General features: G+C 54.3%; 27 protein-coding genes and 7 pseudogenes. 25 read left to right on the forward strand and 9 right to left on the reverse strand.

Features of this window, described 5'->3' with window-relative positions; translation table 11 throughout:
* Positions 1–7: 7 nt before the first annotated feature.
* Positions 8–406 carry a tRNA(fMet)-specific endonuclease VapC gene (gene vapC, locus HV477_RS23585; RefSeq protein ID WP_175065452.1) on the reverse strand — a complete coding sequence of 133 codons (399 nt, stop codon included), beginning with the start codon at positions 404–406 and terminating at the stop codon, positions 8–10.
* Positions 406–633, reverse strand: a complete 228-nt coding sequence (gene vapB, locus HV477_RS23590) for a toxin-antitoxin system antitoxin VapB (RefSeq protein ID WP_175065468.1) — start codon at positions 631–633, stop codon at positions 406–408. Before vapB (HV477_RS23590) ends, vapC begins: the two co-directional genes overlap by 1 nt.
* A gap of 81 nt (positions 634–714) precedes the next feature.
* Between vapB (HV477_RS23590) and traI the strand changes: the two genes are divergently transcribed.
* The 4 genes from traI to HV477_RS23610 are packed head-to-tail and all read left to right on the forward strand — an operon-like array spanning position 715 to position 7,602.
* On the forward strand, positions 715–5,985 hold the full coding sequence (gene traI / locus HV477_RS23595; RefSeq protein ID WP_175065453.1) for a conjugative transfer relaxase/helicase TraI: 5,271 nt from the start codon (positions 715–717) through the stop codon (positions 5,983–5,985).
* A gap of 9 nt (positions 5,986–5,994) precedes the next feature.
* The gene (traX, locus tag HV477_RS23600) at positions 5,995–6,723 is read left to right on the forward strand and encodes a conjugal transfer pilus acetylase TraX (RefSeq protein ID WP_175065454.1); all 729 of its coding nucleotides are present in this window, start codon (positions 5,995–5,997) and stop codon (positions 6,721–6,723) included.
* A 53-nt stretch (positions 6,724–6,776) separates the two neighbouring features.
* Positions 6,777–7,340 (forward strand): fertility inhibition protein FinO, encoded by a 564-nt coding sequence (locus tag HV477_RS23605; protein ID WP_175065469.1) that lies wholly within the window; start codon positions 6,777–6,779, stop codon positions 7,338–7,340.
* Entirely contained in the window at positions 7,315–7,602 is a 288-nt protein-coding gene (locus HV477_RS23610) for a hypothetical protein (protein ID WP_309224866.1), read from the forward strand. The genes HV477_RS23605 and HV477_RS23610 overlap by 26 nt, the downstream gene beginning before the upstream one ends.
* Positions 7,603–7,606: 4 nt before the next feature.
* On the opposite strand, the gene HV477_RS23615 is transcribed toward HV477_RS23610, so the two are convergent.
* Positions 7,607–7,966, reverse strand: coding sequence for a hypothetical protein (locus HV477_RS23615; RefSeq protein WP_175065455.1), 360 nt, complete (start codon positions 7,964–7,966; stop codon positions 7,607–7,609).
* Positions 7,967–8,100: 134 nt separating this feature from the next.
* Here HV477_RS23615 and HV477_RS23620 point away from each other — a divergent pair, with 134 nt between their 5' ends.
* The 6 genes from HV477_RS23620 (at position 8,101) to HV477_RS23645 (ending at position 10,226) form a co-directional block, all read left to right on the forward strand.
* Positions 8,101–8,445, forward strand: a complete 345-nt coding sequence (locus HV477_RS23620; RefSeq protein ID WP_175065456.1) for a hypothetical protein — start codon at positions 8,101–8,103, stop codon at positions 8,443–8,445.
* A gap of 31 nt (positions 8,446–8,476) precedes the next feature.
* The gene (locus HV477_RS23625; protein ID WP_175065457.1) at positions 8,477–8,800 is read left to right on the forward strand and encodes a PerC family transcriptional regulator; all 324 of its coding nucleotides are present in this window, start codon (positions 8,477–8,479) and stop codon (positions 8,798–8,800) included.
* Positions 8,794–9,150: a hypothetical protein gene (locus HV477_RS23630; RefSeq protein ID WP_175065458.1), complete on the forward strand. Its 357-nt coding sequence runs from the start codon at positions 8,794–8,796 to the stop codon at positions 9,148–9,150. Before HV477_RS23625 ends, HV477_RS23630 begins: the two co-directional genes overlap by 7 nt.
* A gap of 124 nt (positions 9,151–9,274) precedes the next feature.
* Positions 9,275–9,541: a hypothetical protein gene (locus tag HV477_RS23635; RefSeq protein WP_154074279.1), complete on the forward strand. Its 267-nt coding sequence runs from the start codon at positions 9,275–9,277 to the stop codon at positions 9,539–9,541.
* 151 nt (positions 9,542–9,692) lie between these two features.
* Positions 9,693–9,899: a hemolysin expression modulator Hha gene (gene hha / locus HV477_RS23640; protein WP_175065459.1), complete on the forward strand. Its 207-nt coding sequence runs from the start codon at positions 9,693–9,695 to the stop codon at positions 9,897–9,899.
* 108 nt (positions 9,900–10,007) lie between these two features.
* Complete coding sequence (locus HV477_RS23645; protein ID WP_154074277.1) at positions 10,008–10,226, forward strand: YdcH family protein; 219 nt, start codon at positions 10,008–10,010, stop codon at positions 10,224–10,226.
* Here HV477_RS23645 and HV477_RS23650 read toward each other — a convergent pair.
* Positions 10,200–10,436 carry a hypothetical protein gene (locus HV477_RS23650; RefSeq protein ID WP_175065417.1) on the reverse strand — a complete coding sequence of 79 codons (237 nt, stop codon included), beginning with the start codon at positions 10,434–10,436 and terminating at the stop codon, positions 10,200–10,202. The two genes, HV477_RS23645 and HV477_RS23650, sit on opposite strands and share 27 nt — an antisense overlap.
* A 152-nt stretch (positions 10,437–10,588) precedes the next feature.
* Between HV477_RS23650 and HV477_RS28605 the strand changes: the two are divergent.
* Together HV477_RS28605 and HV477_RS28610 are read left to right on the forward strand one after the other, a co-directional pair.
* Positions 10,589–10,735 (forward strand): annotated as a pseudogene (locus HV477_RS28605) (DsbA family protein); the annotation flags it as partial.
* Positions 10,736–10,762: 27 nt separating this feature from the next.
* Positions 10,763–11,224 (forward strand): annotated as a pseudogene (locus HV477_RS28610) (thioredoxin domain-containing protein); the annotation flags it as partial.
* A 683-nt stretch (positions 11,225–11,907) separates the two neighbouring features.
* On the opposite strand, the gene HV477_RS23660 reads toward HV477_RS28610, so the two are convergent.
* From HV477_RS23660 to HV477_RS23680, 5 genes and pseudogenes are all read right to left on the reverse strand, one after another.
* Positions 11,908–12,279, reverse strand: coding sequence for a molecular chaperone (locus HV477_RS23660; RefSeq protein ID WP_175065461.1), 372 nt, complete (start codon positions 12,277–12,279; stop codon positions 11,908–11,910).
* 430 nt (positions 12,280–12,709) lie between these two features.
* Positions 12,710–13,069, reverse strand: a pseudogene (locus HV477_RS23665) (IS110 family transposase); the annotation flags it as partial.
* 399 nt (positions 13,070–13,468) lie between these two features.
* Positions 13,469–14,260 (reverse strand): site-specific integrase, encoded by a 792-nt coding sequence (locus HV477_RS23670; protein WP_175065462.1) that lies wholly within the window; start codon positions 14,258–14,260, stop codon positions 13,469–13,471.
* The gene (locus HV477_RS23675; protein WP_154074273.1) at positions 14,250–14,561 is read right to left on the reverse strand and encodes a cytoplasmic protein; all 312 of its coding nucleotides are present in this window, start codon (positions 14,559–14,561) and stop codon (positions 14,250–14,252) included. Before HV477_RS23675 ends, HV477_RS23670 begins: the two co-directional genes overlap by 11 nt.
* Positions 14,562–15,518 (reverse strand): hypothetical protein, encoded by a 957-nt coding sequence (locus HV477_RS23680; RefSeq protein WP_175065463.1) that lies wholly within the window; start codon positions 15,516–15,518, stop codon positions 14,562–14,564.
* Between the two features lie 577 nt (positions 15,519–16,095).
* Here HV477_RS23680 and vapB (HV477_RS23685) point away from each other — a divergent pair.
* The 13 genes and pseudogenes from vapB (HV477_RS23685) to HV477_RS23740 all read left to right on the forward strand — a co-directional run bounded on the left by vapB (HV477_RS23685) (position 16,096) and on the right by HV477_RS23740 (position 26,787).
* A complete protein-coding gene (gene vapB, locus HV477_RS23685; RefSeq protein WP_154074260.1) occupies positions 16,096–16,326 on the forward strand; it encodes a type II toxin-antitoxin system VapB family antitoxin in 231 nt (76 codons plus the stop codon).
* A gap of 23 nt (positions 16,327–16,349) precedes the next feature.
* Positions 16,350–16,766, forward strand: a complete 417-nt coding sequence (locus HV477_RS23690; protein WP_175065471.1) for a type II toxin-antitoxin system VapC family toxin — start codon at positions 16,350–16,352, stop codon at positions 16,764–16,766.
* A 14-nt stretch (positions 16,767–16,780) separates the two neighbouring features.
* A pseudogene (locus HV477_RS29090) lies at positions 16,781–16,933 on the forward strand (IS3 family transposase); the annotation flags it as partial.
* A gap of 792 nt (positions 16,934–17,725) precedes the next feature.
* Positions 17,726–17,974: pseudogene (locus HV477_RS23695) on the forward strand (Rpn family recombination-promoting nuclease/putative transposase); the annotation flags it as partial.
* A gap of 183 nt (positions 17,975–18,157) precedes the next feature.
* Positions 18,158–18,487: a type II toxin-antitoxin system RelE/ParE family toxin gene (locus HV477_RS23700; RefSeq protein ID WP_080861456.1), complete on the forward strand. Its 330-nt coding sequence runs from the start codon at positions 18,158–18,160 to the stop codon at positions 18,485–18,487.
* Positions 18,468–18,749 (forward strand): helix-turn-helix transcriptional regulator, encoded by a 282-nt coding sequence (locus HV477_RS23705; RefSeq protein ID WP_154074259.1) that lies wholly within the window; start codon positions 18,468–18,470, stop codon positions 18,747–18,749. The genes HV477_RS23700 and HV477_RS23705 overlap by 20 nt, the downstream gene beginning before the upstream one ends.
* Positions 18,750–18,826: 77 nt before the next feature.
* Complete coding sequence (locus tag HV477_RS23710; protein WP_175065464.1) at positions 18,827–20,062, forward strand: IS256 family transposase; 1,236 nt, start codon at positions 18,827–18,829, stop codon at positions 20,060–20,062.
* Positions 20,063–20,421: 359 nt separating this feature from the next.
* Complete coding sequence (locus HV477_RS23715; protein ID WP_254621703.1) at positions 20,422–21,327, forward strand: Dam family site-specific DNA-(adenine-N6)-methyltransferase; 906 nt, start codon at positions 20,422–20,424, stop codon at positions 21,325–21,327.
* Positions 21,328–21,683: 356 nt separating this feature from the next.
* A pseudogene (locus HV477_RS28620) lies at positions 21,684–21,758 on the forward strand (hypothetical protein); the annotation flags it as partial.
* A gap of 86 nt (positions 21,759–21,844) precedes the next feature.
* Positions 21,845–22,492, forward strand: a complete 648-nt coding sequence (gene tnpA / locus HV477_RS23725; RefSeq protein ID WP_175065465.1) for an IS66-like element accessory protein TnpA — start codon at positions 21,845–21,847, stop codon at positions 22,490–22,492.
* Positions 22,492–22,818, forward strand: a complete 327-nt coding sequence (gene tnpB / locus HV477_RS23730) for an IS66 family insertion sequence element accessory protein TnpB (RefSeq protein WP_175065466.1) — start codon at positions 22,492–22,494, stop codon at positions 22,816–22,818. The genes tnpA and tnpB overlap by 1 nt, the downstream gene beginning before the upstream one ends.
* Before the next feature lie 582 nt (positions 22,819–23,400).
* A pseudogene (gene ltrA, locus HV477_RS28625) lies at positions 23,401–25,073 on the forward strand (group II intron reverse transcriptase/maturase).
* 142 nt (positions 25,074–25,215) lie between these two features.
* Positions 25,216–26,787: an IS66 family transposase gene (locus HV477_RS23740; RefSeq protein ID WP_175065467.1), complete on the forward strand. Its 1,572-nt coding sequence runs from the start codon at positions 25,216–25,218 to the stop codon at positions 26,785–26,787.
* Positions 26,788–26,928: the final 141 nt, after the last annotated feature.

The raw sequence follows: 26,928 nt of genomic DNA on the forward strand, positions 1-26,928 counted from the left end.
GACCATATCAGCTCCAGTCCTCCGTTCTCAGTCCGTCCACACGTTCAAACTCCCGGGTGTTGTTTGTGACAACAATCAGGCCCCGGCTGCGTGCGTGTCCGGCAATCATCTGATCGAATGGCCCGACGGGACGTCCCTGACGCGCAAGATCTGCTCTTATCTGCCCGGTATGAGTGGCTGCCGCAGTGTCATAATCCAGAACATCAAGACGGGAGAAAAAACCCTCGATCACAGCAAGATTTCGTTCCGGCATCTGGCTTTTTTCGGCACCGTAAATCAGCTCCATCAGGGTAACCGAACTGATACACATTCTTCCCTGGTTCAGGTTAAAACGCTCCCTGACGCTGGCAGGTTTGTTTTTTATCGTAAAGATACAGATATTGGTATCCAGCATAAACTTCAGCATCAGAATGATTCCCGTTCCTGCACAGAGGGTTGTTCCCGGTTATCCATAAAATCGGCGCTGACGCTGTTTCCGTCAAACCATTCATCCCACGATTCTCCGGCCGGCGTAATGATACGGGTTCGCCCGACGGCAATAATCTCAACCCGTTTTACATTTTCCGGCAATGCAACGGCTTTTGGCAGTCTGACAGCCTGGCTGCGGTTACTGAGAAATACGCTGGTTTCCATCATGTACCTCCTTACAGGGATATGCCTTACGTATATCCATTATGGTTTTTGTGATGGGATATGTCAAAGGGATATACATTTATGATGAGTATTGCGCAGGTCAGATCCGCCGGGAGTGCCGGAAACTATTACACCGACAGGGATAATTACTATGTGCTGGGCAGCATGGAGGAACGCTGGGCCGGCAAAGGGGCAGAACAGCTGGGGCTACAGGGGAGTGTGGATAAGGATGTCTTTACCCGTCTTCTGGAAGGGAAGCTGCCGGACGGGGCGGATTTAAGCCGTATGCAGGATGGCAGTAATAAGCATCGCCCCGGCTACGATCTGACGTTCTCAGCGCCTAAAAGCGTGTCCATGATGGCAATGTTGGGGGGCGATAAGCGTCTTATTGAAGCGCATAACCAGGCCGTGGATTTTGCTGTCCGTCAGGTGGAGGCGCTGGCCTCCACACGGGTGATGACGGACGGGCAGTCAGAAACGCTGCTGACCGGTAATCTGGTGATGGCGCTTTTTAATCACGACACCAGTCGCGATCAGGAACCACAGTTACACACGCATGCGGTGGTGGCCAATGTCACGCAGCATAACGGCGAGTGGAAGACACTGAGCAGTGACAAAGTGGGGAAAACGGGGTTCATTGAGAATGTGTACGCTAATCAGATTGCCTTTGGCAGGCTCTACCGGGAAAAGCTGAAAGAGCAGGTTGAGGCGCTGGGCTATGAAACTGAAGTGGTCGGTAAGCACGGTATGTGGGAAATGCCGGGCGTGCCGGTGGAGGCCTTTTCCGGACGCTCGCAGACCATCCGGGAGGCCGTCGGGGAGGATGCCTCGCTGAAATCCCGGGATGTGGCGGCACTGGATACGCGAAAATCCAAACAGCACGTCGATCCGGAAGTCAGAATGGCCGAGTGGATGCAGACACTGAAGGACACCGGGTTCGATATCCGGGCGTATCGTGAATCAGCGGATCAACGGGCGGAGACCCGTATGCAGGCGCAGGAGTCTGTTTCACCGGACGGACCGGATGTGCAGCAGGCGGTGACGCAGGCCATTGCCGGTTTAAGTGAACGAAAAGTACAGTTTACGTACACGGACGTGCTGGCCAGAACGGTCGGCATACTGCCGCCGGAAAATGGTGTGATTGAGCGGGCACGCGCAGGCATTGATGAGGCCATCAGCCGTGAGCAACTCATCCCTCTTGACCGTGAGAAGGGGCTGTTCACGTCCGGGATTCATGTGCTCGATGAGCTGTCGGTCCGCTCTCTCAGCCGTGACATCATGAAACAGAACCGGGTGACCGTGCATCCGGAGAAAAGCGTTCCCCGGACTGCCGGATACAGCGATGCGGTCAGTGTTCTGGCGCAGGACCGTCCGTCACTGGCCATTATTTCAGGTCAGGGTGGCGCCGCCGGGCAGCGTGAACGGGTGGCAGAGCTGGCGATGATGGCCCGGGAGCAGGGGCGTGAGGTGCAGATTATTGCCGCCGACCGCCGTTCACAGATGAACCTGAAACAGGATGAACGTCTGACCGGGGAACTGATAACCGGGCGTCGTCAGCTGCAGGAGAGTCTGGCCTTCACGCCGGGCAGTACCGTTATCGTCGACCAGGGAGAAAAGCTGTCCCTGAAGGAGACGTTAACCCTGCTGGATGGTGCGGCGCGTCATAACGTTCAGGTGCTCATCACTGACAGTGGCCAGCGTACCGGTACCGGCAGCGTACTGATGGCCATGAAAGATGCCGGGGTGAACACGTATCGCTGGCAGGGCGGAGAGCAGCGACCGGCCACCATCATCAGTGAACCTGACAGGAATGCCCGCTATGCCCGGCTGGCCGGGGATTTTGTGGACAGCGTGAAAGCCGGAGAAGAGAGCGTGGCACAGGTCAGCGGGGTACGGGAACAGGCCATACTGACACAGGTCATTCGCAGTGAGCTGAAAACACAGGGTGTGCTCGGACAGGCGGAAGTAACCATGACCGCCCTGTCACCGGTCTGGCTGGACAGCCGGAGCCGTTATCTGCGGGATATGTACCGTGAAGGGATGGTGATGGAGCAGTGGAGCCCGGAGACACGCCGTCATGACCGCTATGTTATAGACCGGGTGACGGCGCAGAGTAACAGTCTGACCCTGCGGGATGCGCAGGGCGAAACACAGGTGGTGCGTATTTCTTCCCTGGACAGCAGCTGGTCGCTGTTCCGGCCGGAGAAGATGGCGGTGGCAGACGGTGAGCGCCTGAGAGTGACGGGAAAAATTCCCGGCCTTCGCGTCTCCGGCGGTGACCGCCTGCAGGTGTCGTCCGTCAGTGAGGACACGATGACGGTTGTCGTGCCGGGGCGGGCTGAACCGGCCTCCCTGCCTGTGGGCGACTCACCGTTCACGGCACTGAAGCTGGAGAGCGGCTGGGTGGAAACGCCCGGGCATTCCGTCAGTGACAGTGCGAAAGTTTTTGCCTCCGTCACACAGATGGCGATGGACACCGCCACCCTGAACGGTCTGGCCCGCAGTGGTCGTGACGTTCGACTGTATTCCTCACTGGATGAGGTCCGTACCGCTGAAAAACTTTCCCGTCATCCGTCTTTTACTGTCGTGTCATCACAGATAAAGGCGCGTGCCGGTGAAACATCGCTGGAAACCGCCATCAGCCTGCAGAAAGCCGGGCTGCATACGCCGGCACAGCAGGCCATTCATCTGGCCATTCCGGTGGTGGAAAGTAAAAACCTGGCATTCAGTCAGGTGGATCTGCTGACGGAGGTGAAGTCGTTTGCTGCAGAGGGAACCGGTTTTGCTGACCTGGGACGGGAAATTGATGCGCAGATAAAACGGGGCGATTTACTGCATGTGGATGTGGCAAAAGGTTATGGTACAGACCTGCTGATTTCCCGTGCGTCGTATGAGGCTGAAAAGAGTATTCTGCATCATATCCTTGAGGGCAAGGAGGCGGTCACGCCACTGATGGAGAGGGTACCCGGCGAACTCATGGAGACTCTGACGTCCGGACAGCGTGCCGCCACCCGTATGATACTCGAAACGAAAGACCGTTTCACCGTGGTGCAGGGGTATGCCGGTGTGGGGAAAACCACCCAGTTCCGGGCGGTGATGTCTGCCGTGAACATTCTGCCGGAAGGCGAACGCCCCCGTGTCGTGGGGCTTGGCCCCACACACCGTGCGGTCGGGGAGATGCGAAGTGCCGGCGTGGAGGCACAGACGCTGGCGTCCTTCCTGCATGACACGCAGTTGCAGCAGCGCAGCGGTGAAACACCGGATTTCAGTAACACGCTGTTCCTGCTCGATGAGAGCTCGATGGTGGGCAACACCGATATGGCGCGGGCTTACGCCCTGATTGCGGCCGGTGGTGGTCGTGCCGTGGCCAGTGGTGACACGGACCAGCTGCAGGCCATCGCTCCCGGCCAGCCCTTCCGTCTGCAGCAGACGCGCAGTGCAGCCGATGTGGCCATCATGAAGGAGATTGTGCGTCAGACGCCGGCGCTGCGGGAGGCCGTGTACAGCCTGATTAACCGGGATGTGAATAAGGCACTGTCCGGGCTTGAAAACGTGAAGCCGGTTCAGGTTCCCCGCCTGGAGGGGGCATGGGCACCGGAAAACTCGGTGACGGAGTTCAGCCGTCTGCAGGAGCAGGAACTGGCGAAAGCCGCACAGGAGGCGGAGAAAAAGGGCGAAGCCTTTCCGGATGTGCCCGTGACGCTGTATGAGGCCATTGTTCGGGACTATACCGGCAGAACGCCGGAAGCCCGGGAGCGGACGCTGATTGTCACGCATCTGAATGAGGACCGTCGGGTGCTGAACAGTATGATCCATGATGTGCGGGAGAAAGCCGGAGAGCTGGGTGAACAGCAGGCAGATATCCCGGTGCTGACAACGGCGAACATCCGCGACGGGGAACTGCGCCGTCTGTCCACCTGGGAGGCGCATCAGGGGGCGCTGGCCCTGGTGGATAATGTGTATCACCGGATTGCCGGTATCAGTAAGGAGGACGGGCTGATTACCCTGGAAGATAAGGAGGGTAACACCCGGCTGATTTCTCCCCGGGAAGCTTCTGCGGAAGGCGTCACCCTGTATAAGCCGGAGACCATCCGGGTGGGCACCGGCGACCGGATGCGCTTCACGAAAAGCGACCCGGAGCGCGGGTATGTGGCCAACAGCGTCTGGACGGTGACGGGGGTTTCCGGTGACAGCGTCACGCTGTCAGACGGGAAACAGACCCGCGTGGTGCGTCCCGGGCTGGACAGGGCAGAGCAGCATATTGACCTGGCGTATGCCATCACGGCGCACGGTGCGCAGGGGGCCAGTGAGACGTTTGCCATTGCGCTGGAGGGAACCGAAGGGGGCCGGAAACAGATGGCGGGTTTTGAGTCGGCGTATGTGGCGCTGTCGCGTATGAAGCAGCATGTACAGGTGTACACCGACGACCGTCAGGGCTGGGTTAAGGCCATCAACAGTGCGGAGCAAAAGGGCACGGCCCATGACGTGCTGGAGCCGAAATCAGAGCGTGAGATGATGAACGCAGAACGCCTGTTCAGCACCGCCCGGGAGCTGCGGGACGTGGCCGCCGGTCGTGCCGTGCTGCGCAACGCCGGACTGGCGCAGGGAGACAGCCGGGCGCGTTTTATTACACCGGGGCGCAAGTATCCGCAGCCGTATGTGGCGCTGCCGGCGTTTGACCGTAACGGTAAATCCGCCGGTATCTGGCTGAACCCGCTGACAACGGATGACGGTGCCGGGCTGCGGGGCTTCAGCGGGGAAGGTCGGGTGAAAGGCAGTGAAGAGGCGCAGTTTGTGGCCCTGCAGGGCAGCCGGAACGGCGAAAGCCTGCTGGCTGACAGCATGCAGGATGGCGTCCGGATTGCCCGCGATAACCCTGACAGCGGCGTGGTGGTGAGAATTGCCGGTGAAGGCCGTCCGTGGAACCCCGGCGCCATGACCGGCGGCCGGGTGTGGGGGGATATCCCGGATAACAGCGTCCAGCCGGGTGCCGGAAACGGTGAACCGGTCACGGCGGAGGTGCTGGCACAGCGGCAGGCAGAAGAGGCCATCCGCCGTGAAACGGAACGCCGGGCGGATGAGATTGTCCGTAAAATGGCAGAGGATAAACCTGACCTGCCGGACGGGAAAACAGAGCTGGCTGTCAGGGAGATTGCCGGGCAGGAACGTGACCGGTCTGTCACCCCGGAACGGGAAGCCGCGCTGCCGGAAAGTATGCTGCGTGAACCACAGCGGGAGCGGGATGCTGTCCGGGAAGTGGCACGGGAAAATCTGCTGCAGGAGCGCCTGCAACAGATGGAGCGGGATATGGTGCGTGACCTGCAGAAAGAGAAAACCCCGGGTGGAGACTGAGGAGAAGGTATGACAATGGAGAACGCCACTCGTAACGATTCGCGGTCGGCCCGGGTGGATACCCGGTTGCTGCGACTTCTGGCCTGGTCACCGGGACAGCGGGATATCATCAAAACCGTGGCGATGCTGCTGATGGTACTGGACCATGTTAACCGTATCCTGCACCTGAACCAGGAGTGGCTGTTTCTGGCGGGGCGGGGAGCGTTTCCGCTGTTTGCCCTGGTGTGGGGGCTGAACCTGTCCCGGCATACGCATATCCGTCAGTCTGCGATTAACCGGCTGTGGGGGTGGGCGGTCATCGCACAGTCCGGGTACTTTCTGGCGGGGTTCCCGTGGTATGAAGGGAATATTCTGTTTGCCTTTGCGGTGGCCGCGCAGGCGCTGAAATGGTGCGAACAGCGCAGCCTGTTTCTCTCTGCGGCCGCGCTGTTACTGCTGACGGTGTGGATACCCCTGTCCGGAACCAGCTACGGAATTGCCGGCGTGCTGATGCTGGTCATCTGTTACCGGCTGTACCGGGCTGGGGATGCTGAAGAGCGCCTGTCGCTTGCGGCCGCCATCCCTGCGCTGAATCTGGACACCAGCGATGTGGCGGCGGTGGCAGGACTTCTGGTGACCGGGGTGGCGGTATGGCTGGTGTCACTGACAGGCAAATCCCTGCCCCGGTTCTGGCCGGCTGATTTTTTCCCGGTATTCTACACCTGTCATCTGGCCGTACTGGGCATTCTGGCACTGTAGCCGGATGTGATATCTTTTGTCCGGACAGGATGAGGCGGTAATGCAGAATGAATATGGCAGACCAGAAACGACCGGTACTGACGCTGAAACGCAGGACGGAGGGTGACGCACCCGTCCGCAGCCGGAAGACCGTGATTAACGTCACCACGCCGCCGAAGTGGAAGGTGAAGAAGCAAAAACTGGCAGAGAAAGCGGCCCGGGAAGCAGAACTGGCCGCGAAAAAAGCGCAGGCGAAGCAGGCTCTTTCCGTGTATCTGAGACTGCCGACCCCGGAAGAGGCGGTGGATACCCTGAAGCCCTGGTGGCCGGGGCTGTTTGACGGCGACACGCCCCGTCTTTTCGCCTGTGGCGTGCGTGAGGCGCTGTTTGAGGATGCCGCCAGACGCGGTATCCCGCTGTCACACAAAAAGATAATCCGTGCGCTGAAAGCGATTGCCCGTTCTGAAGCGTATCTCAGCGCGATGAAAGCCGGGGCCTGCCGGTATGACACGGAAGGGTATGTGACGGAGCATATCACAGTGGAGGAAGAACAGTACGCGCTGGCGCGACTGGCAAAGGTCCGGGCGCAGAACGCCAGAAAAGCGGAACTCCGTGCGGTGCTGGCGCAGACGGTCTGAACCGGAGGGGCAGGGGATAATGAGTGAGCGGATGAAACAGGAAGGCCTCCTGCAGGGCGTGACGTCTGCCGCCCTCCGGCAGCACCAGAGCCGGGGACGTGAGGCACTCCGGCTGGAAATGGCGGGGGACTATGCTGCCGCCGCCCGTGCCTGGCAGCAGACCGCGAACCGGGCGCCCCATCCGCAGTGGAGGCTGTTTGCCCGGGAAAGGGCGCGCCAGTGCCGGGGGAAAAAGGCTATCATCCACCGGCAGGGAAACTGAGGTGTCAGCCCGTATCTTTATGTTCAGCCCCTGAACGACGAACTGTATCCGGCAGGCTGAGTACGCTGAAGTATTTCACCTGCCGTTTTCGTTTGCTCACAGGGTTGCGGACATAGCGACCTTCCAGCCTGCAGAGGGTGCCGTCAGCACGGCGCATAATGGCGTGGACAAGCAGCCGGGCAGTATGGATATGCAGGTCAAAATACCTGGCAATTTCGGCGGCAGTCACAGGCTGTTTTTTCCTGAAAACCCACAGGGCAATCCGGTCTTCCAGACGGGCTTTTTCTTGCGGGGTCAGTGGTCCGGTGCTGATGGCCAGCTCCCTCCTCCGGTGAAGTGATAAACCAGTATCTTTTTTACACAAAAACAGGTGCCATGCGGGGCGGGTGGGCTTGCTCTCCTGAATCTGCCGTGATTATATTTTATGCTTATTAGCCTTGCTGGTAATGTGGTTTATATTCTTGCTGAAGAATACCACACCGTGCTGAGGATACGGGGATGCACAAGACGACGGATGTGACCGGCCATAAGGCGCTGGCGGTACTGCGCTCATTCACTGCTGACATGCGGGAGTGGGGCGTTACGGTCAGTAGTGAAGAAAAACTGACGGCGCTGGCCCGGGCGTATTTTGTGGACAGCCGGAACACGCTGGACGGGCTGCTTCTGTATATTGCATGGTACGGTAGCGGAGAAGATGTGGTGTTTGAACGGGAACGTCACGATGATGTTTTTGGTCTGATGACGGTCACCTTTTTCTCTCATCTGGTCACAGGGTGGGGCATGCCGCCGGTTCATGCGTGTTATTTTTACTCCTCGATCCGCGTCCGGGCGACGGCGGAATAATGTTACATATGTCATGCGCGGGAGGGCTGCTATGGGACGAAAAGAAAACGAAGAACACCCGGCGGGCAGGGACGCCGTGGCGGAGGCGCTGGAGGCGGCGGGTCTTTACCGCCGGGCGGCGAGACGCTGGCTGGACGTGCTGGACCGGTGCCGTGACAGTGAGGAACGGGCCTGGCTGGCTGCCCGTCGCAGTCAGTGTCTGGAAAATGCCAGAAAGCCTGAACCGACGGCAGAGCGCTTTGGTGATATATGCCAGGCGGCGTCTGACACGCAGAAACGAATGGGTATCCATGCACAGAAGAGGTTCAGAAGGTACCCCGCTGACGGTGGTCCTCCCAAAAAATCATCATGCTGATTACCGTGGAACTGCTGCTCGCTGATAACCCGCGCCGCAGTCTGCTGACCATCGGGGAGATGGATATCAGTTCCCTGCCGGGGGTGGAGGCGGTCACTGAATGTTATACCGAAAGATTTGCCACTATTCCTCCCGGTATGTGGTACAGATATTATCAGGGGCGGCGGTGGCGGACCCGCAGCATCCCGGGGCCGGCTTTTTTTCTGTTTCTCAGCCGCTGGCGGAATATACCGGAAGTCAGATGCTTTCTGGAAAGCCACGGTCGGTTTGTTTTCTCGTCGCGTGAGTCCGCTCCGGAAGTGCTATGCAATGTCTGGATACATCAGTCTGAAGCGCCGGAGACAGAATGACACCTCCGGTCAGAATGAGTCTGATACCATTCTGTAGTGAATACGCAGGTTCCGACTGGTTCATGCAGCCGTGCAGACTGTGCGGTAACCTGTTGAATGGAATCCCGCAGAGGAGGATACCGGTATGAGCCGGACAGAAAAATTATCATTACTGAGTGAATATGAACGTTTTGTGCTGGAGTCCCTGTACTGGCAGGCGGAGGAAGAGAACGGACATCCGCCGGGCGCGGCGGAACGTAAACGTATCAGGGATGAATATATTGCCTCTCCGGGGAAAAACACCCCGCAGACCCGTCCTTACCGGAAGCATAAAAAGCCGGGGAGTGACGACAGGACGTTTCACTGGCAGCCAGGCGGTCCCATGCGGACAATCCGCAGGGCAGGAAAGTAATTATGCTGGTGGTGCATGCCCGCAGAAGTGTAAAACAGGTTAAATATCCGGAAAATTATTTTAACCGGGCTGTTATTCCACCCTGCGACAGAGTATAAATTAATCTGGTTGTTATTTACAGAAATAAGCATATACGGATAAAAGGATAACGATGAAAAGTAAATCTGACTGGCTGTTTCAGCTGAGAAGATGCAGTAATAAAGAAACTCTGGAGAGAGTGGCTGAATCTAACCGTTACAAACTGTCGGATGATGAGCTGGAAATGTTCAACTCCGCAGCAGACCACCGTCTGGCTGAGCTGACGATGAACCGTCTGTATGACAAAGTGCCAGCCAGCGTGTGGCAGTTCGTCAGGTAGTGAGCGTGCCACGGTAATATTCCGGTACATAATATCCTGCCCGGATGCTTTACATTTTCCCTGTGCCTGTATTAAAGAGGAAATAACGTTACCACCTGTGGAGGGATTATGTTTCCGGAATACAGAACGCTGATATCACGCCTGAAAAACGAGGATGCACATTTTGCCGGGCTTTTTCATAAGCACAACGCGCTGGATGCTGAAATAAAACAGCGGGAAATGATTTCCGGTTTCGGGGATGCAGAAACGGAAATGCTGAAAAAAAAGAAACTGTATATAAAGGATGAACTTTACCGGATATTAAAATCGTATGACGCAAAAAAATGAGGTGGCATTATGGTCAGTAACAGAAAAATGAAACAACGCCTGTGTATAAAAGGAAAAATCAGCAATACCCGGCGCAGCACCGCGTTCTGCCAGGACACACAGGGTGTTTTCCGGGTGGTCAGCACAGAGCGTGTCAGACAGAAAAGCACCGCGGCATGACCGGCTGACAGTACCCCGTGTATCTGTGCCTGATCCCGGTTGATCAGGCATGGCTGCCTCCGTTACGCTCACCGGTATTCCTCAGCACGGTTTTTTCCCTCAGACGGACGGAACCGGCAATTTTAACGGGAGAAAACCCCATGACATACCCCCGAATCACACTGTCAGCCCTGGCGGGGCTGGTGCTTTTATCCGGTCAGGTGATGGCCGCAGGAACGACCCCGTCCGCAGACGGGCAAACCGGCGGGGTTTTCACCCCGGAGCAGGAAGCCCGTATCGGGCAGGTGGCGGCAGATTACCTGCTGGCACATCCGGATATTCTGATACAGGTGAGTCAGAAGCTGCAGACTCAGCAGCAGGACAGACAGATTAAGGCCATGACGGCGGCAGTCCTGGCGAACCAGGACGCGCTGGTGAATGACAGGGACAATCCGTCATACGGGCCGGCAGATGCGAAAGTGGTGCTTGTGGAGCTGTTTGATTATCAGTGCGTCGTCTGCTCTCAGGAAGCCCCTGAGCTGGAGGCAGTGATGAAAGCCAGGCCGCAGGTACGCTATGTGTTTAAATCCTGGCCCATATTTGCGTCGCGGTGGGAGAACTCGCTGAAAGCCGCACAGAAGGGGCTGAAAATCTGGAAATCAGCGGGGGCGGATGTGTGGCTTGCGTATCACAACGGTATTTTTGCCACCGGCCATTATGAAGGCGCACTCACCAGTGAAGATATCAGCAGTGTGGCTGCTGCAGACCTGAAAGGGCATAAAATCAGGGGCGGAGATGTGAACACGAAGAGCATACTGGATGCCAATAACAAACTGGCACAGACGCTTGCGCTGCAGGGCACGCCGGCGTTGATTGTGATGCCGGTTAAGGGCGCCACGGAGAAGAACGTGACGGTGATACCGGGCGGTGCGGGACAGGAAACCCTGCTGAAGGCTATTGATAAAGCTGCCGGAAAGCCGCAGGCGTGATTTAATTTTTTCGGGAAGCAACCTCAGAACGGAGAATCCCATATGTCTGGCTGCGATCTGTTGTCAGGTGGCACTGTGCCAGCTACCCGGCCACTTCCCCAACTTGGAGAAAGCGGTCGCGCTGATTCTGGCCGGGATGGAGCGTCATGATCGTGCCACCACCAGGAAAGGCAATAACAATTTATCCTGACGCCTCCGCCGCAGGCGTCGTTGTCCAACCCCGGTAATCGGGGAAAAACGAGTTTCCCCCGATTCCGGCGTTTCTGAAGTAGCAGCAGCCCTTCATTAAACAGGGAAACATCCACCGTTCCTTTCCCGCCATCAACCAGCGCAGGGTCAAACGTCCATGTGCGTGCAGACGCCGTCAGCGGCAATAATGCAGCGCTGACATATAAAGCCAGAATGGAATATTTCAACGTTCCGGTCCCTTATTACCTGTTATATCCGGCACAGACGTTACCGGATATTTGTCATTCAGATATCGGTGAAAAGCAGATTAAAGATAAAATTACCAGCACTGCCAGAAAATACAGTCAAATGGAATAACACCGCAGTTATTTTACTGAAAATGTTTTTTCACGCGTTTCGCCATAATCCCCGATAACTGACCATTTAACGGTGCCTTTTATTTCATTTCCGGGTAACGGATATTTTTCATCAGAAAAAGGCGGAATATAGCTTTTATCCATCGTCAGATTTTTTCCGTTAAAGGAGGCCTGACTGATATTCATGTAAAACGGCGTCGGGTTGGTGGCGGTAATCGTTTTGCCGGAGACCGACCAGGAGACCTTATCTGCCACATCCACAGAATCACCCTGAACCGATGGCGGGCGAACCAGTAGTTTTATACAACTGCCGGGCACAACCTGGACAATAGTGGAAATATTACCCTTACCGACAGAACCTTTTTTATTTTCATCCCACAAGCAGCGAATGACTTCTCAGCGATTTCTGTCAGGAAAAAACGCTTTAATTTAGGTGTGGAGTCTCCTGAGTACTGTCAGCATTACCTTCCTGTTAGCGCGGCTACGTCGTGACCTGTCGGCTTCATCTACAGTGCTTAATAAAACAACATCATGCCGTCTTACATGCGCTACGCGCATCTGAAGACAAACAGTCCGTATCAAACGGTTTTTGTGTTTTCAGTGCACAATAGCACCAGTGCACGAGCTTTTTCATCAGTGCACCAGTGGCACACTTTTTTGCCTTACTTCTCAGGCATAACCGTAATGGGTTAAATTTCAGACCACACAACGCTGCCAGATACAGCTTCACCCGGATTTCCGGCGGACCGATTTTTGATAGTCCCGGTCAGAGGGGGGGCCCCTATTAAGTTGTCAAGCATATTTATGACGCCGTACGGGCAGCTTCGGCGATGATGGCCGCATCACGGGCATCGGTTTTGGCTTCACCGGCGTGTAAGTCGGCGATGCGGCGCATTGCCAGGCCAGGTAGCTATCCGACAAGGATGCCTTCAGAGCGGGCAACCGCGACGGGTAATGCACCGATGGTGGCAGGCTGGTCAACGACCAGCAGTATCTGACCATGCTGTTTCAGGTCAGATATCAGCGACCTGAGTTTGGCTTCGTCGTTGGGTAATGCTTTATCGAACAGTCGCTTACCTGAACGATTAACGGCAACGGCGTGATGTGTATCTTTACCGACATCAACGCCAATAAAGATCTGAACTGATTCGTAATCGCTGGATTCGGTCATTCTGTCTCCCTTGTATATGGGTTAACCAGATAACCACGGGGAGCAGGTACCGGCATCCACGTTACAGACGGTCCCGGCAAATGTGCCTGACCTGGCCCCTATTAGCGGTTACCAGCGCCCCACCAGACCCGGTGACATCACCCCCCGGATCATGGACGACTGGGGGCTGTAATCATGCCGGGTCTGGCTGGCTAACACCCCATTATAAGGGGTACGAATAAGGTAACGGGGCGGGACTGAGAAGACTGCCATGTTTCGATTATTCGAAATAAACGAAACATGACAACACACAAAGCGATACCAGAACAAGACAGGATCCGGAGAGGATGTGCAGACCATATCTTTCCGGCAATAATAAATAGCCCAAGGTCCACACAGGAATGTCAGGGGCATCAGCTCTCACATCTCTCCTTTCAGCATGGCCACCGCCTCATTTTCCGGCATCTGAAACTGCACCCGGTGCCGTGCGGCAACATCAAGCGCAAACACCTTAGTATACACTTCCGTCGAGCTCACAGACTTGTGGCCCATCAGCGACTGCAGAACTTTCAGCGGTATACCTGCATATAACATATGCATGGCGTAACTGTGGCGGAACGTATGCGGCGTCACCGGTACTGAGAACGTCACGCCGTCAGTCGCTGCTGCCTCAACCGCCTCCCCAATCCAGGTACGGACCGTCCGGTCGGTGATCTCCCAGATGCGTGCCTTCTCCGTTCTTCCGGTACGTCTGTTACGACGTTCCAGCGGGATTTTCAGCGTGGCCACCATCATCTGCAGCTGGCTGACATACTGGTTATCGGAGAGTGGCACCAGGCGGTGAAGCTGGCTGCCGGACGGCATCCGCCCAGCCGTTCTGGACGCTTTTTCCGCCCGCTGTTTCAGGGTGGCCAGTTGTACGAACGGATACGGTGGCGCCAGGGAAAAATCCCCCCGGGTAAGCGCCAGCGCTTCGTTGATGCGCGCTCCGGTGTTCCAGAGGGTGGCCAGCAGCATTTTGCGGTGCAGATCCGGCACATAGTGAAGCAGGGCGCTGACTTCCGGTGCCAGCAGGTATTTCGGCAGTTCGTCCTGTACCAGAGCCATCTGCCGCAGGGCCAGTGCGGCCGGATAATCAACAGCCACCGGCAGATGGACGGGTTGAACCTGTGACGAAAATGCCGCCTTTTGTACCGGCAGGTTACTGTTCATCCCGTTCTCCGTTGTCCGGCCCGGATGCCGCCAGGTGCGACTCAGTGTCCGTCATAAGACGCCAGACCGCCCCGCCTAACTCCGTTCCCCCGACGGTCTGCGTCAATGTTTCCGCACAGACCAGCCACTTCTGCGCCACCACAAAATCCACATGACAAAGCGGTGTGTCGCCCTGTCCCCCGGGAGTTTCCAGCACCAGGCCGTCCGGCACATCGGGGGGAGGAGTGCCTTCCAGTCTGGCAGCGTGGCGCCAGCAGCTCCGGATACAGCCGACCTGTTTCAGGGCTTCTGAAATCCTCATTCATTTCTCCCCGTCAGGATCTGCCTGTCCGGCAGGAGCACGTGGTTCTCCGGCGGCAGTCTTCGCCACCTCCTGCAGGATCGGTGACCAGCCACCGGCAAACCATTCTCCCGGATCTTCACCACTGAGCAGTTGCTGCAGCCAGCGGGAGGGCGAACAGCGGTTGATGTCGCGGAACCAGACCGGGTGATGCCTTCCCATCACTGACCAGAAATCAAAATCCGGCTCCGGGGGCATGAACTGATACGCATTCATGACCAGGGAACCACCGTGCTGTTTCAGGAACAGCAAAAAGTTTTTCAGATTGCCATAGCCGCCATTCCCCATCCCGGCCCCGAGGTAAAATGCTTCTGTCACCAGACCGGTGGTGACGCGCCCGGAGTGTTCATGCCGGCGCAGGATCAGCAGGGTACCGTCGTGCCGGCCACCCTCGATGCGGATGAACTCAAACACATACCGGTCATCGTCGTCCGGGAAAAAGAATTCCTGCCAGCTGACGCCGGAGTAGGTTCCGAGTTTCACCACCGGAAACGATTCTCCCTCACCACTGAGCAGCCAGTCTCCGCTGGCACCGCACCAGCGATGCAGCGCGTCGGCCATTTCCGGCGTCATTTCCGCGCGTCCTTCAGCAATATCCATCAGCAGGCCGGGGCTGGTTCTCAGCTGGTCACCGAGACGCACATAATCTCCCACTCTGACATCGCCGGTGCGCGCCCGGGTACCGAAGCCGTCCTCGTTCAGGCGCTGCAGGAGCCACCGCAGACGCTGTCCGGTTTCCTGCTGCCAGCGATCGCGCATCGACAGCGGCACAATGTTCTGTGAAGGATCGGCTGCCGGGTAGAGTGTGGCCAGCGCGAGGCGGATCTCACCTTCGACTGACCGTTCATTTTTCATTGCTGACTGCTCAATGCGCGCAAACAGCGCATCGTCCACATTCCTTGCCTGTATCTTTGCCATGAATACACCATAAGTCAGATAAACTGTAGCGACTGCATTTCAGGTAATAAATATATCACTGAATACTCAGTTTCAGTCCATAAATAAAAAAACCCGTAATGAGTCGTTATGACTTCATGGATGGATTTTTACAGATAATAAAAAGGGTGACAGTTTCACGGCGCAATTACCGTATCCACGATCCGGTATGATCCGGTTTTCCGGATTATGACGATTTTCCGGAAGTGTGGCACGCGCACGGAATAAACGAAGCGCGCTTTTTCGCCCCTGCGAACCGGGTCCGATAAAGAGGGGTTAACACAACATACAGAAGGGAGGACGCTGATGTAGTGACACATGTTGTGTTTCCTGGCCGCAGAGCGCCGGAGTGAGACAGGAAGATCCGGGACTTACTTTTTTCGGATCTCTGCGAAAAAAGAGAGAACCAGACATAGGCTTAACCTATCCATATGCCTGGCATCTGCATATGGTAAACATACGCATACCCTTAGCATATGCATATTTATGACCTATACATATGCCTGACATCTGCCTATACTGAGCACAGGCATAAAGGCCATCCGGCCAGGAGGAAAACATGCGAACTGTATCCATTTTTAAAAATGGCAATAACCGTGCCATTCGCTTACCCCGCGATCTGGATTTTGACGGCGTCAGCGAGCTGGAGATCGTCCGGGAAGGGGACAGCATTATATTGCGTCCTGTCCGGCCGACCTGGGGCTCGTTTGCAGAGCTGGAAAAAGCCGATGCGGACTTTATGGTGGAGCGTGAGGACGTTGTCAGCGACGAAGGACGATTTGACCTGTGAAAAAGACCCGGGAACGAATTTACATGCTCGATACCTGCATCTGCTCATTCATCATGCGTGAGCAGCCCGCCGCAGTGATCAAACGTCTGGAGCAGGCGGTGCTGCGTAACCACCGCATTGTCGTGTCGGCTATCACCTATGCGGAGATGCGTTTCGGCGCCACCGGCCCGAAAGCCTCACCGCGTCATATTGCGCTGGTTGACGCGTTCTGCGCCCGCCTCGATGCCATTCTGCCCTGGGACCGCGCTGCAGTGGACGCCACCACGGAGATTAAAGTGGCGCTGCGCCAGACTGGCACGCCAACAGGCCCGAACGACACGGCGATCGCCGGGCATGCGATGGCGGTGGGGGCCATTCTGGTGACGAATAATGTGAGAGAGTTTGAGCGGGTGCCGGGGCTGAAACTGGAAGACTGGGTAAAATATGCCGGTGCATTATGACGGAATATTAAAAGAGCGCACGCGCCCTTATTGCCCGGGGATGTGGAGTAAGCTTCGTCAGCCGTTGTCTCCGGGTGTCGCGTGCGCAGTTGCACGTCATTCTCAGACGAACCGATGACTGGAAGGATGGCCGCCGTAGCTGTCACACTGATGATACGGATGTGCTTCTATTCTTGTTAATCTGGGGGGTATCCTGCCTGGTACAGTCTGTCATTGTTGTCACATTTTTTACCTACCGACTGAAAATCACACCCAATTATATTCTGAGCCGGGTCGTGTCCGTTACCCGACTGCTCTCTTATCTGGCGATACCGGTCGCCGCTCTGAGCGGGGGCTGGCGCCTTGATAAATCAGGTAATGTTAATATTCTTTACATACTGAGTGCCTGGCAACGATGTTTGCTGTAGTGATGTTCCTGCTATTGGGAAGCCGGCTGTTAAAATCCAGGGCATTACGAAACTGATCCCTGTTGGAGCATTTTCTGGACCAGCTGATATTTTATATTCGCCCGGCATCACGGTTTAATATGTTGTTCTGGCAATCATTCCAGAAACGCCGTTTGATAAAAGGGTGTGAGTTATTTGCAAACCAGTCATTTACAAAACATGCCATGCTTAATGGAGAGTTGTACACACTTAACATTCTTGCCAGAAAGCCGGATATTATAGAGGTGAATTGTACTGGCCGTATTAACGACGATATTCAACTGGCGCTAAAAAAAGAATCTATAAGATGCTTGATATTGTTACAGATACGCATATGTCGACAATATTCTGAATAATGAGAGTCAGGCCCTGTTCCCGCCAGCCTGTATCAAAATTCCGGGATGTTTTTTAGTTTATGAATCCGCTGTTCGGGCTGTTCTTGGGCTGAAGGAATGGCTATTTTGTTCACCGCCAATGTTAGCTTTTTCCGGGCTGTGATAACACCTTAGGGTCATTTTTCAGAGCCAAGGACTGATGAAGAAGAAACCCGGTACACCCCATGACGCGACATTCCGCCAGTTCCTGGCAAATCCCGATGTCGCACGTGATTTTATGCTGCTCCATTTGCCGGCAGAATTGTGTGCACTCTGCGATTTGAATATGCTGAAGCTGGAGTCCGGCACCTTCGTTGAGGACGACTTACGTCAGTACGCCAGCGACATTCTCTGGATCATGAAAACCAACACCGGCGATGACGGGTACATCCATCTGCTTCTGGAACACTTATGCTGTGCACCGCATAAGTGTTCTTATGCAAAGAAAATGATTATGTGAAGTGCAAAAATCAAACGCTAATACTGACAGGCTGTAACCAGATTGAAATCGTCAAGTTAATTAGCCTGTAAGTTAATCTTATCTTGTGATTAATTAGCCTATGAGTTAATATTTACTCAGGAAGGGGGCCGTATGTTTAGCGTTGTTTATCACCCAAATGCCAGGGAAGAAGCTACTGCATTACCCATTAAAATTCGGGTTAAGTTTGACCGTCTCATTGGTAAACTGGAGCATGATGCCCGGTTGTTGCGGGAGCCGGATACGAAACCACTTGGCGATGGACTTTTTGAGATCCGCACGATGGGTACGGATATAGCCAGAGGCATCTGGGTATACCATAAAGGCAATACCATCATCATGCTCCGGGTTTTCATAAAAAAGTCACAGAAAACGCCAGCGAAAGAAATCGACCTCGCCAAAAGTCGGTTAGCGGAGGTACTCAATGAAATTAGTAAGCCATAAAGAACTGCATAATGAATGGATGCAGGACGATGAATATCGTGCCGCATGGCAGGAAGAAGAACGCAAGGAGAGGCTTAGAGAGCTACTTGCAGAATGGCGCAAGCATGACAACCTGACGAAGGCTCAGGTTGCTGAGCGCATGGGGGTAAAGCCGCCGGTTATTTCCCGCCTGGAAAATAACATTACCAAAGCCAGCATCGATACATTAACCCGTTACGCTCACGCCTGCGGCATAAAAAAACCCGTTATAACCCTGTACTGACAGACCAACTCTTTTGGGACGGGAGTGTTAGAAATTCTGTGTCATTCCAGTAATATACAATCAAAAAGGAATGACACATGTCCCAGCCCTTCGATTTCGACAAAGCGCTTAAAGCACTTCAGTCCGGCCAGGCACTAACGGGCAAGGATGGCATCTTAACACCATTAATCAAGCAGTTAACCGAAGCGGCGCTATCTGCTGAACTTGATTTCCATCTGGCCCAGGATGTGGAAGCCAACCGTAAAAACGGCTCCGGCAAAAAGACCATTAAAGCCCCGACCGGCTGCTTCGAACTGGCAACTCCGCGCGATCGTAACGGCACTTTTGAACCACAACTGGTGAAGAAGCATCAGACCACGCTGTCCGACGAGATAGAACGTAAGATCATTCGCCTGTTCGCGCTGGGCATGAGCTACCAGGACATCAGCCGGGAAATTGAAGATTTATATACCTTCAGCGTTTCCGCCGCCACCATCAGCGCGGTCACCGATAAAGTCATCCCTGAGCTAAAACAGTGGCAGCAGCGCCCGCTGGAGAAGGTTTACCCCTTCGTCTGGCTGGACGCCATTCACTATAAAATCCGTGAGGATGGTCGCTACCAGAGCAAGGCGGTTTATACCGTGCCGGCACTGAACCTGGAAGGCAAAAAAGAAGTCCTGGGGCTGTATCTGTCAGAAAGCGAAGGGGCGAACTTCTGGCTGTCGGTATTAAGCGACCTGCAAAACCGTGGCGTTGAAGACATCCTGATAGCCTGCGTGGACGGACTGACTGGCTCCCCGGAGGCGATAAACAGCATTTATCCACAGACAGAGGTTCAGTTGTGCGTTATTCATCAGATACGCAACTCGATTAAATATGTCGCGCCAAAGCACCATAAAGCGTTCATGGCTGACCTGAAGCCGGTTTACCGTGCAGTGTCGAAAGAAGCGGCAGAAATGGCGCTGGATGAGCTGGAAGCGAAATGGGGCCAGCAGTATCCGGTGGTGCTCCAGTCATGGCGACGAAAATGGGATAATCTGTCAGCGTACTTTCGCTATCCGTCGAATATCCGCAAAGTCATTTACACAACAAATGCCATAGAATCGGTCCACCGACAGTTCAGGAAGTTGACCAAAACCAAAGGTGCATTCCCCAATGAAAACAGCCTGCTGAAGCTGCTTTATCTGGGGCTTATGAACGCCCAGGAAAAATGGACAATGCCGATCCAGAGCTGGAATTTGACATTGTCGCAGTTAGCCATTTATTTTGACGGGCGACTAATACATATTATCGCAACTATATCAATGTACATACCGGCAGCGATATGTCATTGACTTCTCCTGAGCAGGAGACACTCCGGGAGGCACCTTCACCCCTGTAAATCAATTTGTTTTCTCTGTTGCTTACCGATCAGAGAATAAAATGTACGCTGTACGTGTTTCACGCGACCACGGCGGTCGCGCTCGTTAAGTGAGGCATGTCTCAACAGGTACATGAACCCTCTCATTGTCTGTCAACGCCACGATCTTTGACCGTTATGGGGATGCGGACGATTTTCATGCCCGCCAGATACTGTCGTTACTGGTGCTGACACCTCCAGGGAGAACAGTTATTAACCAATACGTCTCCGGAAGATTGAAATTAACCACCTGTATATCCTAAAGTTGGTGTTTTTCGTTCATTCAGGGTCTTAATGGATACAGTATTAACAGGAAATATTTCTTCCCGGCGACGAATGCCGTCACAGCCTTTTCTTAAATGGGCTGGCGGTAAACGTCGCAGTCTTGACAGACTGCAGCGCTGGCTACCCTCTCCGGAGGAGGTGGAGTGTCTGGTGGAGCCATTTGTGGGTGGAGCCAGCGTGTTTCTGGGGACGGATTACCGCCAGTATCTGCTGGCAGATATCAATGCCGACCTGATTGATGTGTATATTCACATCAGGGATAATCCGTCGGCAATGGTGCAGCGGCTGAAGAAACTTTTTCTTCAGGGTAATAACGAAGCGGCCTACCGGGAAAATCGCGATGCATTTAACCGTATACCGCCCGGGCCGGAGAAATCGGCGCTTTTCATCTACCTGAATCAGCACTGTTTTAACGGAATATGCAGGTATAACAAACAGGGGAAGTTTAACGTGCCCTTCGGTCGTCATAAGGCGGCATATCTTCCGGAGCCGGAGATCCTTGCGTTTGCCAGAAAAACTGAGCGTTGTCACGTCTCATTTCACCATCTGGGCTTTGAAGACACCCTGAAGATGATGACGGCAGGGATGTTTACGGGATTATCGTGTGCAGTCTACTGTGATCCACCGTATCTGCCGGTGAGTCAGACGGCGGGGTTTACAGAATACAGCGGTGAGGTGTTTACAGTGAGAGCGCATGAATTGCTGGCAGAACAGCTGGCGACAATCCATGTCCGCACTGGGACGCCGGTGGTGATCTCAGCGAGTGATACCCTGCTCAGCCACAGGATATACGGGCAGGCGGGTTTTCGCCTGTACGGACATGATGTGGTGAGGTCGGTATCAGCGAATGCCACATCAAGAAGAGCAACAGGAGAACTGACGGGGATACTGGGGTCTGACCGTTATAGTTGCTGATCCGGTTGTTCCCGGTGGGAGAAGCAAGAGAAGAATGGCTTTCCGGGAATGATGTCAGCAGGGTGTTCCCGACGGATGACCCGGTGAAAAAAGTGGTGTGGCCGGCAATCCAGCCTCACAGAAATGGACGATGCTGCTGAAGGACTGGCGTATGGCGATGAGCCGCTTTATTATCGGGTTCGGTGACCGCCTGGACGGTCACTTCTAGCCTGTTCACAACACTTCCGGTATCGGGTCTGGCATAACGTTGTCGTCACTGGCGGACTTTCTTCGCAGGACTGTGACAGATCTTCTTCTCCGGCCGGTACGACCAGACAATCCTTTTCAGTGCGACTGAGGCCCTCCTCTCACCCTATAAAGACGGAGATGAATTTACCCTGGTGCTGGCGCGTTCCGGACGCGAGTTCATCGTGCCACAGAACATGACCATTTGTAACCGTCTCATTTAAACCGTCTTTCGCCTCCCTTTCCTGTTTCCGATACTAATGTCCATTTTCGCAGTAAAAGGACATTTAAGATGAATGCACGAAAGGCGGTACTGGCAGATAATCCGGAATTGATCCTGCGTGTGCTACAGCTGAGATTTGACGAGTCACTGTCGTACCCGCGCATTTCTGCGCAGACGGGTGTCAGCAAAACCGCCATTTTTTCTCTGGTGAAGCGATTTCACCAGGTATTCACTGACTGGCCCCTTTCCGGTGAATATTCCTGCGGGCAACTGGCCCGGGCTCTTTTCCCGGGGCGATATCCTTCAGCCCCGACAGTGACTCAGCCTGTGAAAGCAGAGAAAACCCGCCGGAACCGATTTTCACCGGAGTTTAAATGGAGACTTGTTCAGCAAACTCTTTTACCCGGTGCCTGTGTCGCACAAATAGCTCGTGAGAACGGAATCAACGATAACCTGCTCTTCAACTGGCGGCATCTCTGGCGTAACGGCGGCCTGCAGCCGCCCGGCGAACCTGAAACATCTCTACTTCCCGTGACGTTAACGCCGGAGCCGGACAATAAAATCCCGGCACCAGTGCAGGTTGAGCAGATAAATACACCGCCCGACAGTCTGTGCTGCGAGCTGGTTCTGCCGGCAGGAACTCTCAGGCTTAAAGGTAAACTGACGCCGGCGTTATTACAGACACTTATCCGCGAAATGAAAGGGAGCAGCCACTGATGATATCTCTCCCTGCAGGTTCGCGTATCTGGCTGGTTGCAGGTATCACCGATATGCGAAATGGCTTTAACGGCCTAGCCTCAAAAGTTCAGAACGTCCTGAAGGATGACCCGTTCTCCGGACACCTGTTCATCTTCCGTGGACGCCGGGGTGACCAGATAAAAGTGCTGTGGGCTGACAGTGACGGACTGTGTCTCTTCACCAAACGCCTGGAACGGGGCCGCTTCGTCTGGCCAGTCACCCGTGACGGCAAGGTGCACCTTACTCCGGCTCAGTTATCTATGCTTCTTGAAGGTATCAACTGGGTGCGACAAGAAGTCGCTTAATATATTGTTTTAACATTATTTTGTATAAAACCTGCTATCCCATTAGCAGTAGCCTACCGGGGCAGACCAGACTGGTAACAGTAGGGGCTGAAGCCTCCGGAACAACGTAGCTCCGGGATATCCCGATCCGAATCTGTGAAGATAAGGATTATCTGCAAGCATCATGCGGATGGAGAGCCAGGCTGAACGGTATGGTTAACATATGTGAACTGCTGATAAACATCGTTAGTCCTGACAAGCCAAAGATGCTGACAGGCTTGAACCAAAAGGTGAGTGGCTGGTTATCTCCCTCCAGTTTGGGGATACATGGGCATAAGGCCACCGGTGGATAGGCGGAACCTAACCCGTTCATTTGTATATTAAGCGGAACTTGGTAAGCCCGTATATTTGCCCTACCAGGCAGGCAAACCGTAAGGAATGCTGTGAAGTATGCGGGTAAAGGAGGACGGAAAAAGCGAATGCCGAACGGTAATAGTTCGGATAGAGGTTCAGACTTTGCCCCGGTGTGAAAACACGCCCACTTCCGTCTGGTCTTTAATCGCAGGAAGAACTGCAAAGCCTCTTACAAGGGAGTTCTGAAAGGTGAGTACACACTGTTGTGTATCTTCAGCTACCCGCGGGTCGCACTGGCATCTCATTAACTGGAGATACTGTCATCGGCACGTGAAGAAGCTGCAGTTACGTATTGCGAAGGTAACACAGGGGCAACAATGGCGCAAAGTTAAAGGTCTACAGCGTATGTTGACCCGCTCGTTTTCCGCCAAAGCACTGGCGGTTAAACGTGTTACTGAAAACACCGGACGTAAAACTCCGGGTGTTGATGGCGAAATATGGCAACATCCCGAAGCTAAGTGGTCCGCAGTTACCCGGCTCAAACGGAGTGGATACCATCCACTCCCGCTGCGGCGGATATACATTCCCAAGGCAAACGGAAAACTCCGACCACTGGGGATTCCGACGATGCAGGACAGGGCAATGCAGGCATTATATTTGATGGCTCTGGAGCCACTGTCCGAAATCACGGCTGATCACCATAGCTATGGTTTTCGCCCAATGAGAAGCACTGCGGATGCTATTGAGCAGGTTTTCAACGCCTGTGGCAAAAAAGCTTCAGCGGAGTGGATTCTGGAAGGCGACATCAGGGGATGTTTTGATAACCTCAGCCATGAATGGTTGTTATCCCATATTCCCATGGACCAGATGGTCCTGCGGAAATGGCTGAAATCTGGTTATTGTGAAGGAATGTCTTTTTATCCCACGAAGGCCGGAACGCCTCAGGGGGGGGGTGCGCTTCACCCGTACTGGCTAATATGGCGCTGGATGGTTTGCAGTCTTCTCTGGAAAGGCGATTTCCATCTACAACGGTACATGGCCGTAAGGCCAAGATACATCTGGTTCGGTATGCAGACGATTTTATCATCACTGGTGCAACACAGGAACTCCTGCGCAATGACGTGATGCCTGTTGTTATCGACTTTCTGGCAGAACGAGGGTTGATATTGTCACCAGAAAAGACGCAGATCGTTAATATCAAACAGGGTTTTGATTTTCTTGGACAAAACATCAGGAAATATAAGGGTAAGTTACTCATTAAACCCTCAAGGATGAATCTGAAAAGCTTTCTTCACAAGGTGAGATCAATTATAGAAAGGAACAAAGCATCTCCTGCATGGTTGCTAATATCCCAGCTAAATCCCGTCATTCGGGGATGGGTAAATTATCATCGTCATGTAGTAGCAAAGAAAATGTTCCGCTATGTTGATCATCAGATATGGTTAAAAGTGTGGCAGTGGTGTGTGAGGCGTCATCCAAAGAAAGGTAAACGTTGGATCAGGAATAAGTATTTCACAACTATCGGAATGCGAAACTGGGTTTTCAGCGGCATTGATGACGCAAAGCGCAAATACACCCTGTTTAAGGCAGATTCAACGCCAATAAAACGCCATACGAAAATCAAAGCAATCGCTACTCCATATGACCCTAAATGGGAATCATATTTCGAGCGTAGACAGGATTATATTCTGGAAAACGCAATATGGGGAAAGAAACGGTTGTTAGCTATATGGAGGTTACAAGGCTCTCTGTGTCCGATATGCCGGCAGCGCATTACCCATGAAACTGGCTGGAACGTACACCATAAGGTGAAGAAAGTGATGGGGGGCGGTGAAGAATTATCTAACCTTGTCTTGTTACATCCAAATTGCCATCGACAGTTACACAGTTGTGAAACCGGCTCTCTCAAAAAGGGCTTATAAAGGCTTGAGCGGTGTACCGGGAAACCGGTATGCACCGTTCTTAGGGGAGGACAGTCCAGTAATGAACTGTCCTTACCCGACAAGCACCCGAAACGAACGGAACACACTGGAATCCGTATATAACCCGTTGTAAAGTGAGGATATGGACACCTCACTTGCTCATGAGAATGCACGCCTGCGGGCCCTGTTGCAGACGCAACAGGGCACCATCCGCCAGATGGCTGAATACAACCGCCTGCTCTCACAGCGGGTGGCGGCTTATGCTTCCGAAATCAACCGGCTGAAGGCGCTGGTTGCGAAACTGCAGCGCATGCAGTTCGGTAAAAGCTCAGAAAAACTTCGCGCAAAAACCGAACGGCAAATACAGGAAGCACAGGAGCGAATCAGCGCACTTCAGGAGGAAATGGCGGAAACACTGGGTGAGCAATATGACCCGGCACTGCCATCTTCCCTGCGCCAGTCTTCAGCCCGTAAACCGTTACCGGCCTCACTTCCCCGTGAAACCCGGGTCATCCGGCCGGAAGAGGAATGCTGCCCGGCCTGTGGTGGCGAACTCAGTTCTCTGGGATGTGATGTGTCAGAGCAACTGGAGCTTATCAGCAGCGCCTTTAAGGTTATCGAAACACAACGTCCGAAACTGGCCTGTTGCCGTTGTGACCATATCGTGCAGGCGCCGGCGCCTTCAAAACCCATTGCACGCAGTTATGCCGGAGCGGGGCTTCTGGCTCATGTTGTCACCGGGAAGTATGCAGACCATCTGCCATTATACCGCCAGTCAGAAATATACCGTCGCCAGGGCGTGGAACTGAGCCGTGCCACGCTGGGTCGCTGGACCGGTGCCGTTGCTGAACTGCTGGAGCCACTGTATGACGTCCTGTGCCAGTATGTGCTGATGCCCGGTAAGGTACATGCCGATGATATCCCCGTTCCGGTCCAGGAGCCGGGTAGTGGTAAAACCCGGACAGCCAGGTTGTGGGTCTACGTCCGTGATGACAGTAACGCCGGTTCACAGATGCCCCCGGCGGTCTGGTTCGCGTACAGCCCGGACCGGAAAGGCATCCATCCACAGAATCATCTGGCCGGTTACAGCGGTGTGCTTCAGGCCGATGCTTACAGTGGTTACCGGGCGTTATACGAATCCGGCAGAATAACGGAAGCCGCGTGTATGGCACATGCCCGAAGGAAAATCCACGATGTACATGCAAGAGCGCCCACCGACATCACCACGGAAGCCCTGCAGCGTATCGGTGAACTGTATGCCATCGAGGCAGAGCTCCGGGGCTGTTCAGCAGAACAGCGTCTGGCGGCAAGAAAAGCCAGAGCTGCGCCACTGATGCAGTCACTGTACGACTGGATACAGCAACAGATGAAAACACTGTCGCGTCACTCGGATACGGCAAAAGCGTTCGCATACCTGCTGAAACAGTGGGATGGCCTGAACGTGTACTGCAGTAATGGCTGGGTGGAAATCGACAACAACATCGCAGAGAACGCCTTACGGGGAGTGGCCGTAGGCCGGAAAAACTGGCTCTTCGCGTGCTCAAACAGCGGTGGCGAACATGCGGCGGTGTTGTACTCGCTGATCGGCACATACCGTCTGTACAATGTGGAACCAGAAAAATGGCTGCGTTACGTCATTGAACATATCCAGGACTGGCCGGCAAACCGGGTACGCGATCTGTTACCCTGGAAAGTTGATCTGACCGCTCAGTAAATATCAATACGGTTCTGGCGAGCCGCTTACACATCAGCTACATCCCATCCTGGATCAAAGGCCAGCACTTTTATCTCTATATGATCGTCGATATTTATAGTCGGAAAATTATCGCTGCAGAAATATTCACGAGTGAGTCAG

It is taken from the genome of Salmonella sp. SG203 (assembly GCF_013350575.1).
GTDB classification, from domain to species: Bacteria; Pseudomonadota; Gammaproteobacteria; order Enterobacterales; family Enterobacteriaceae; genus Salmonella; species Salmonella enterica.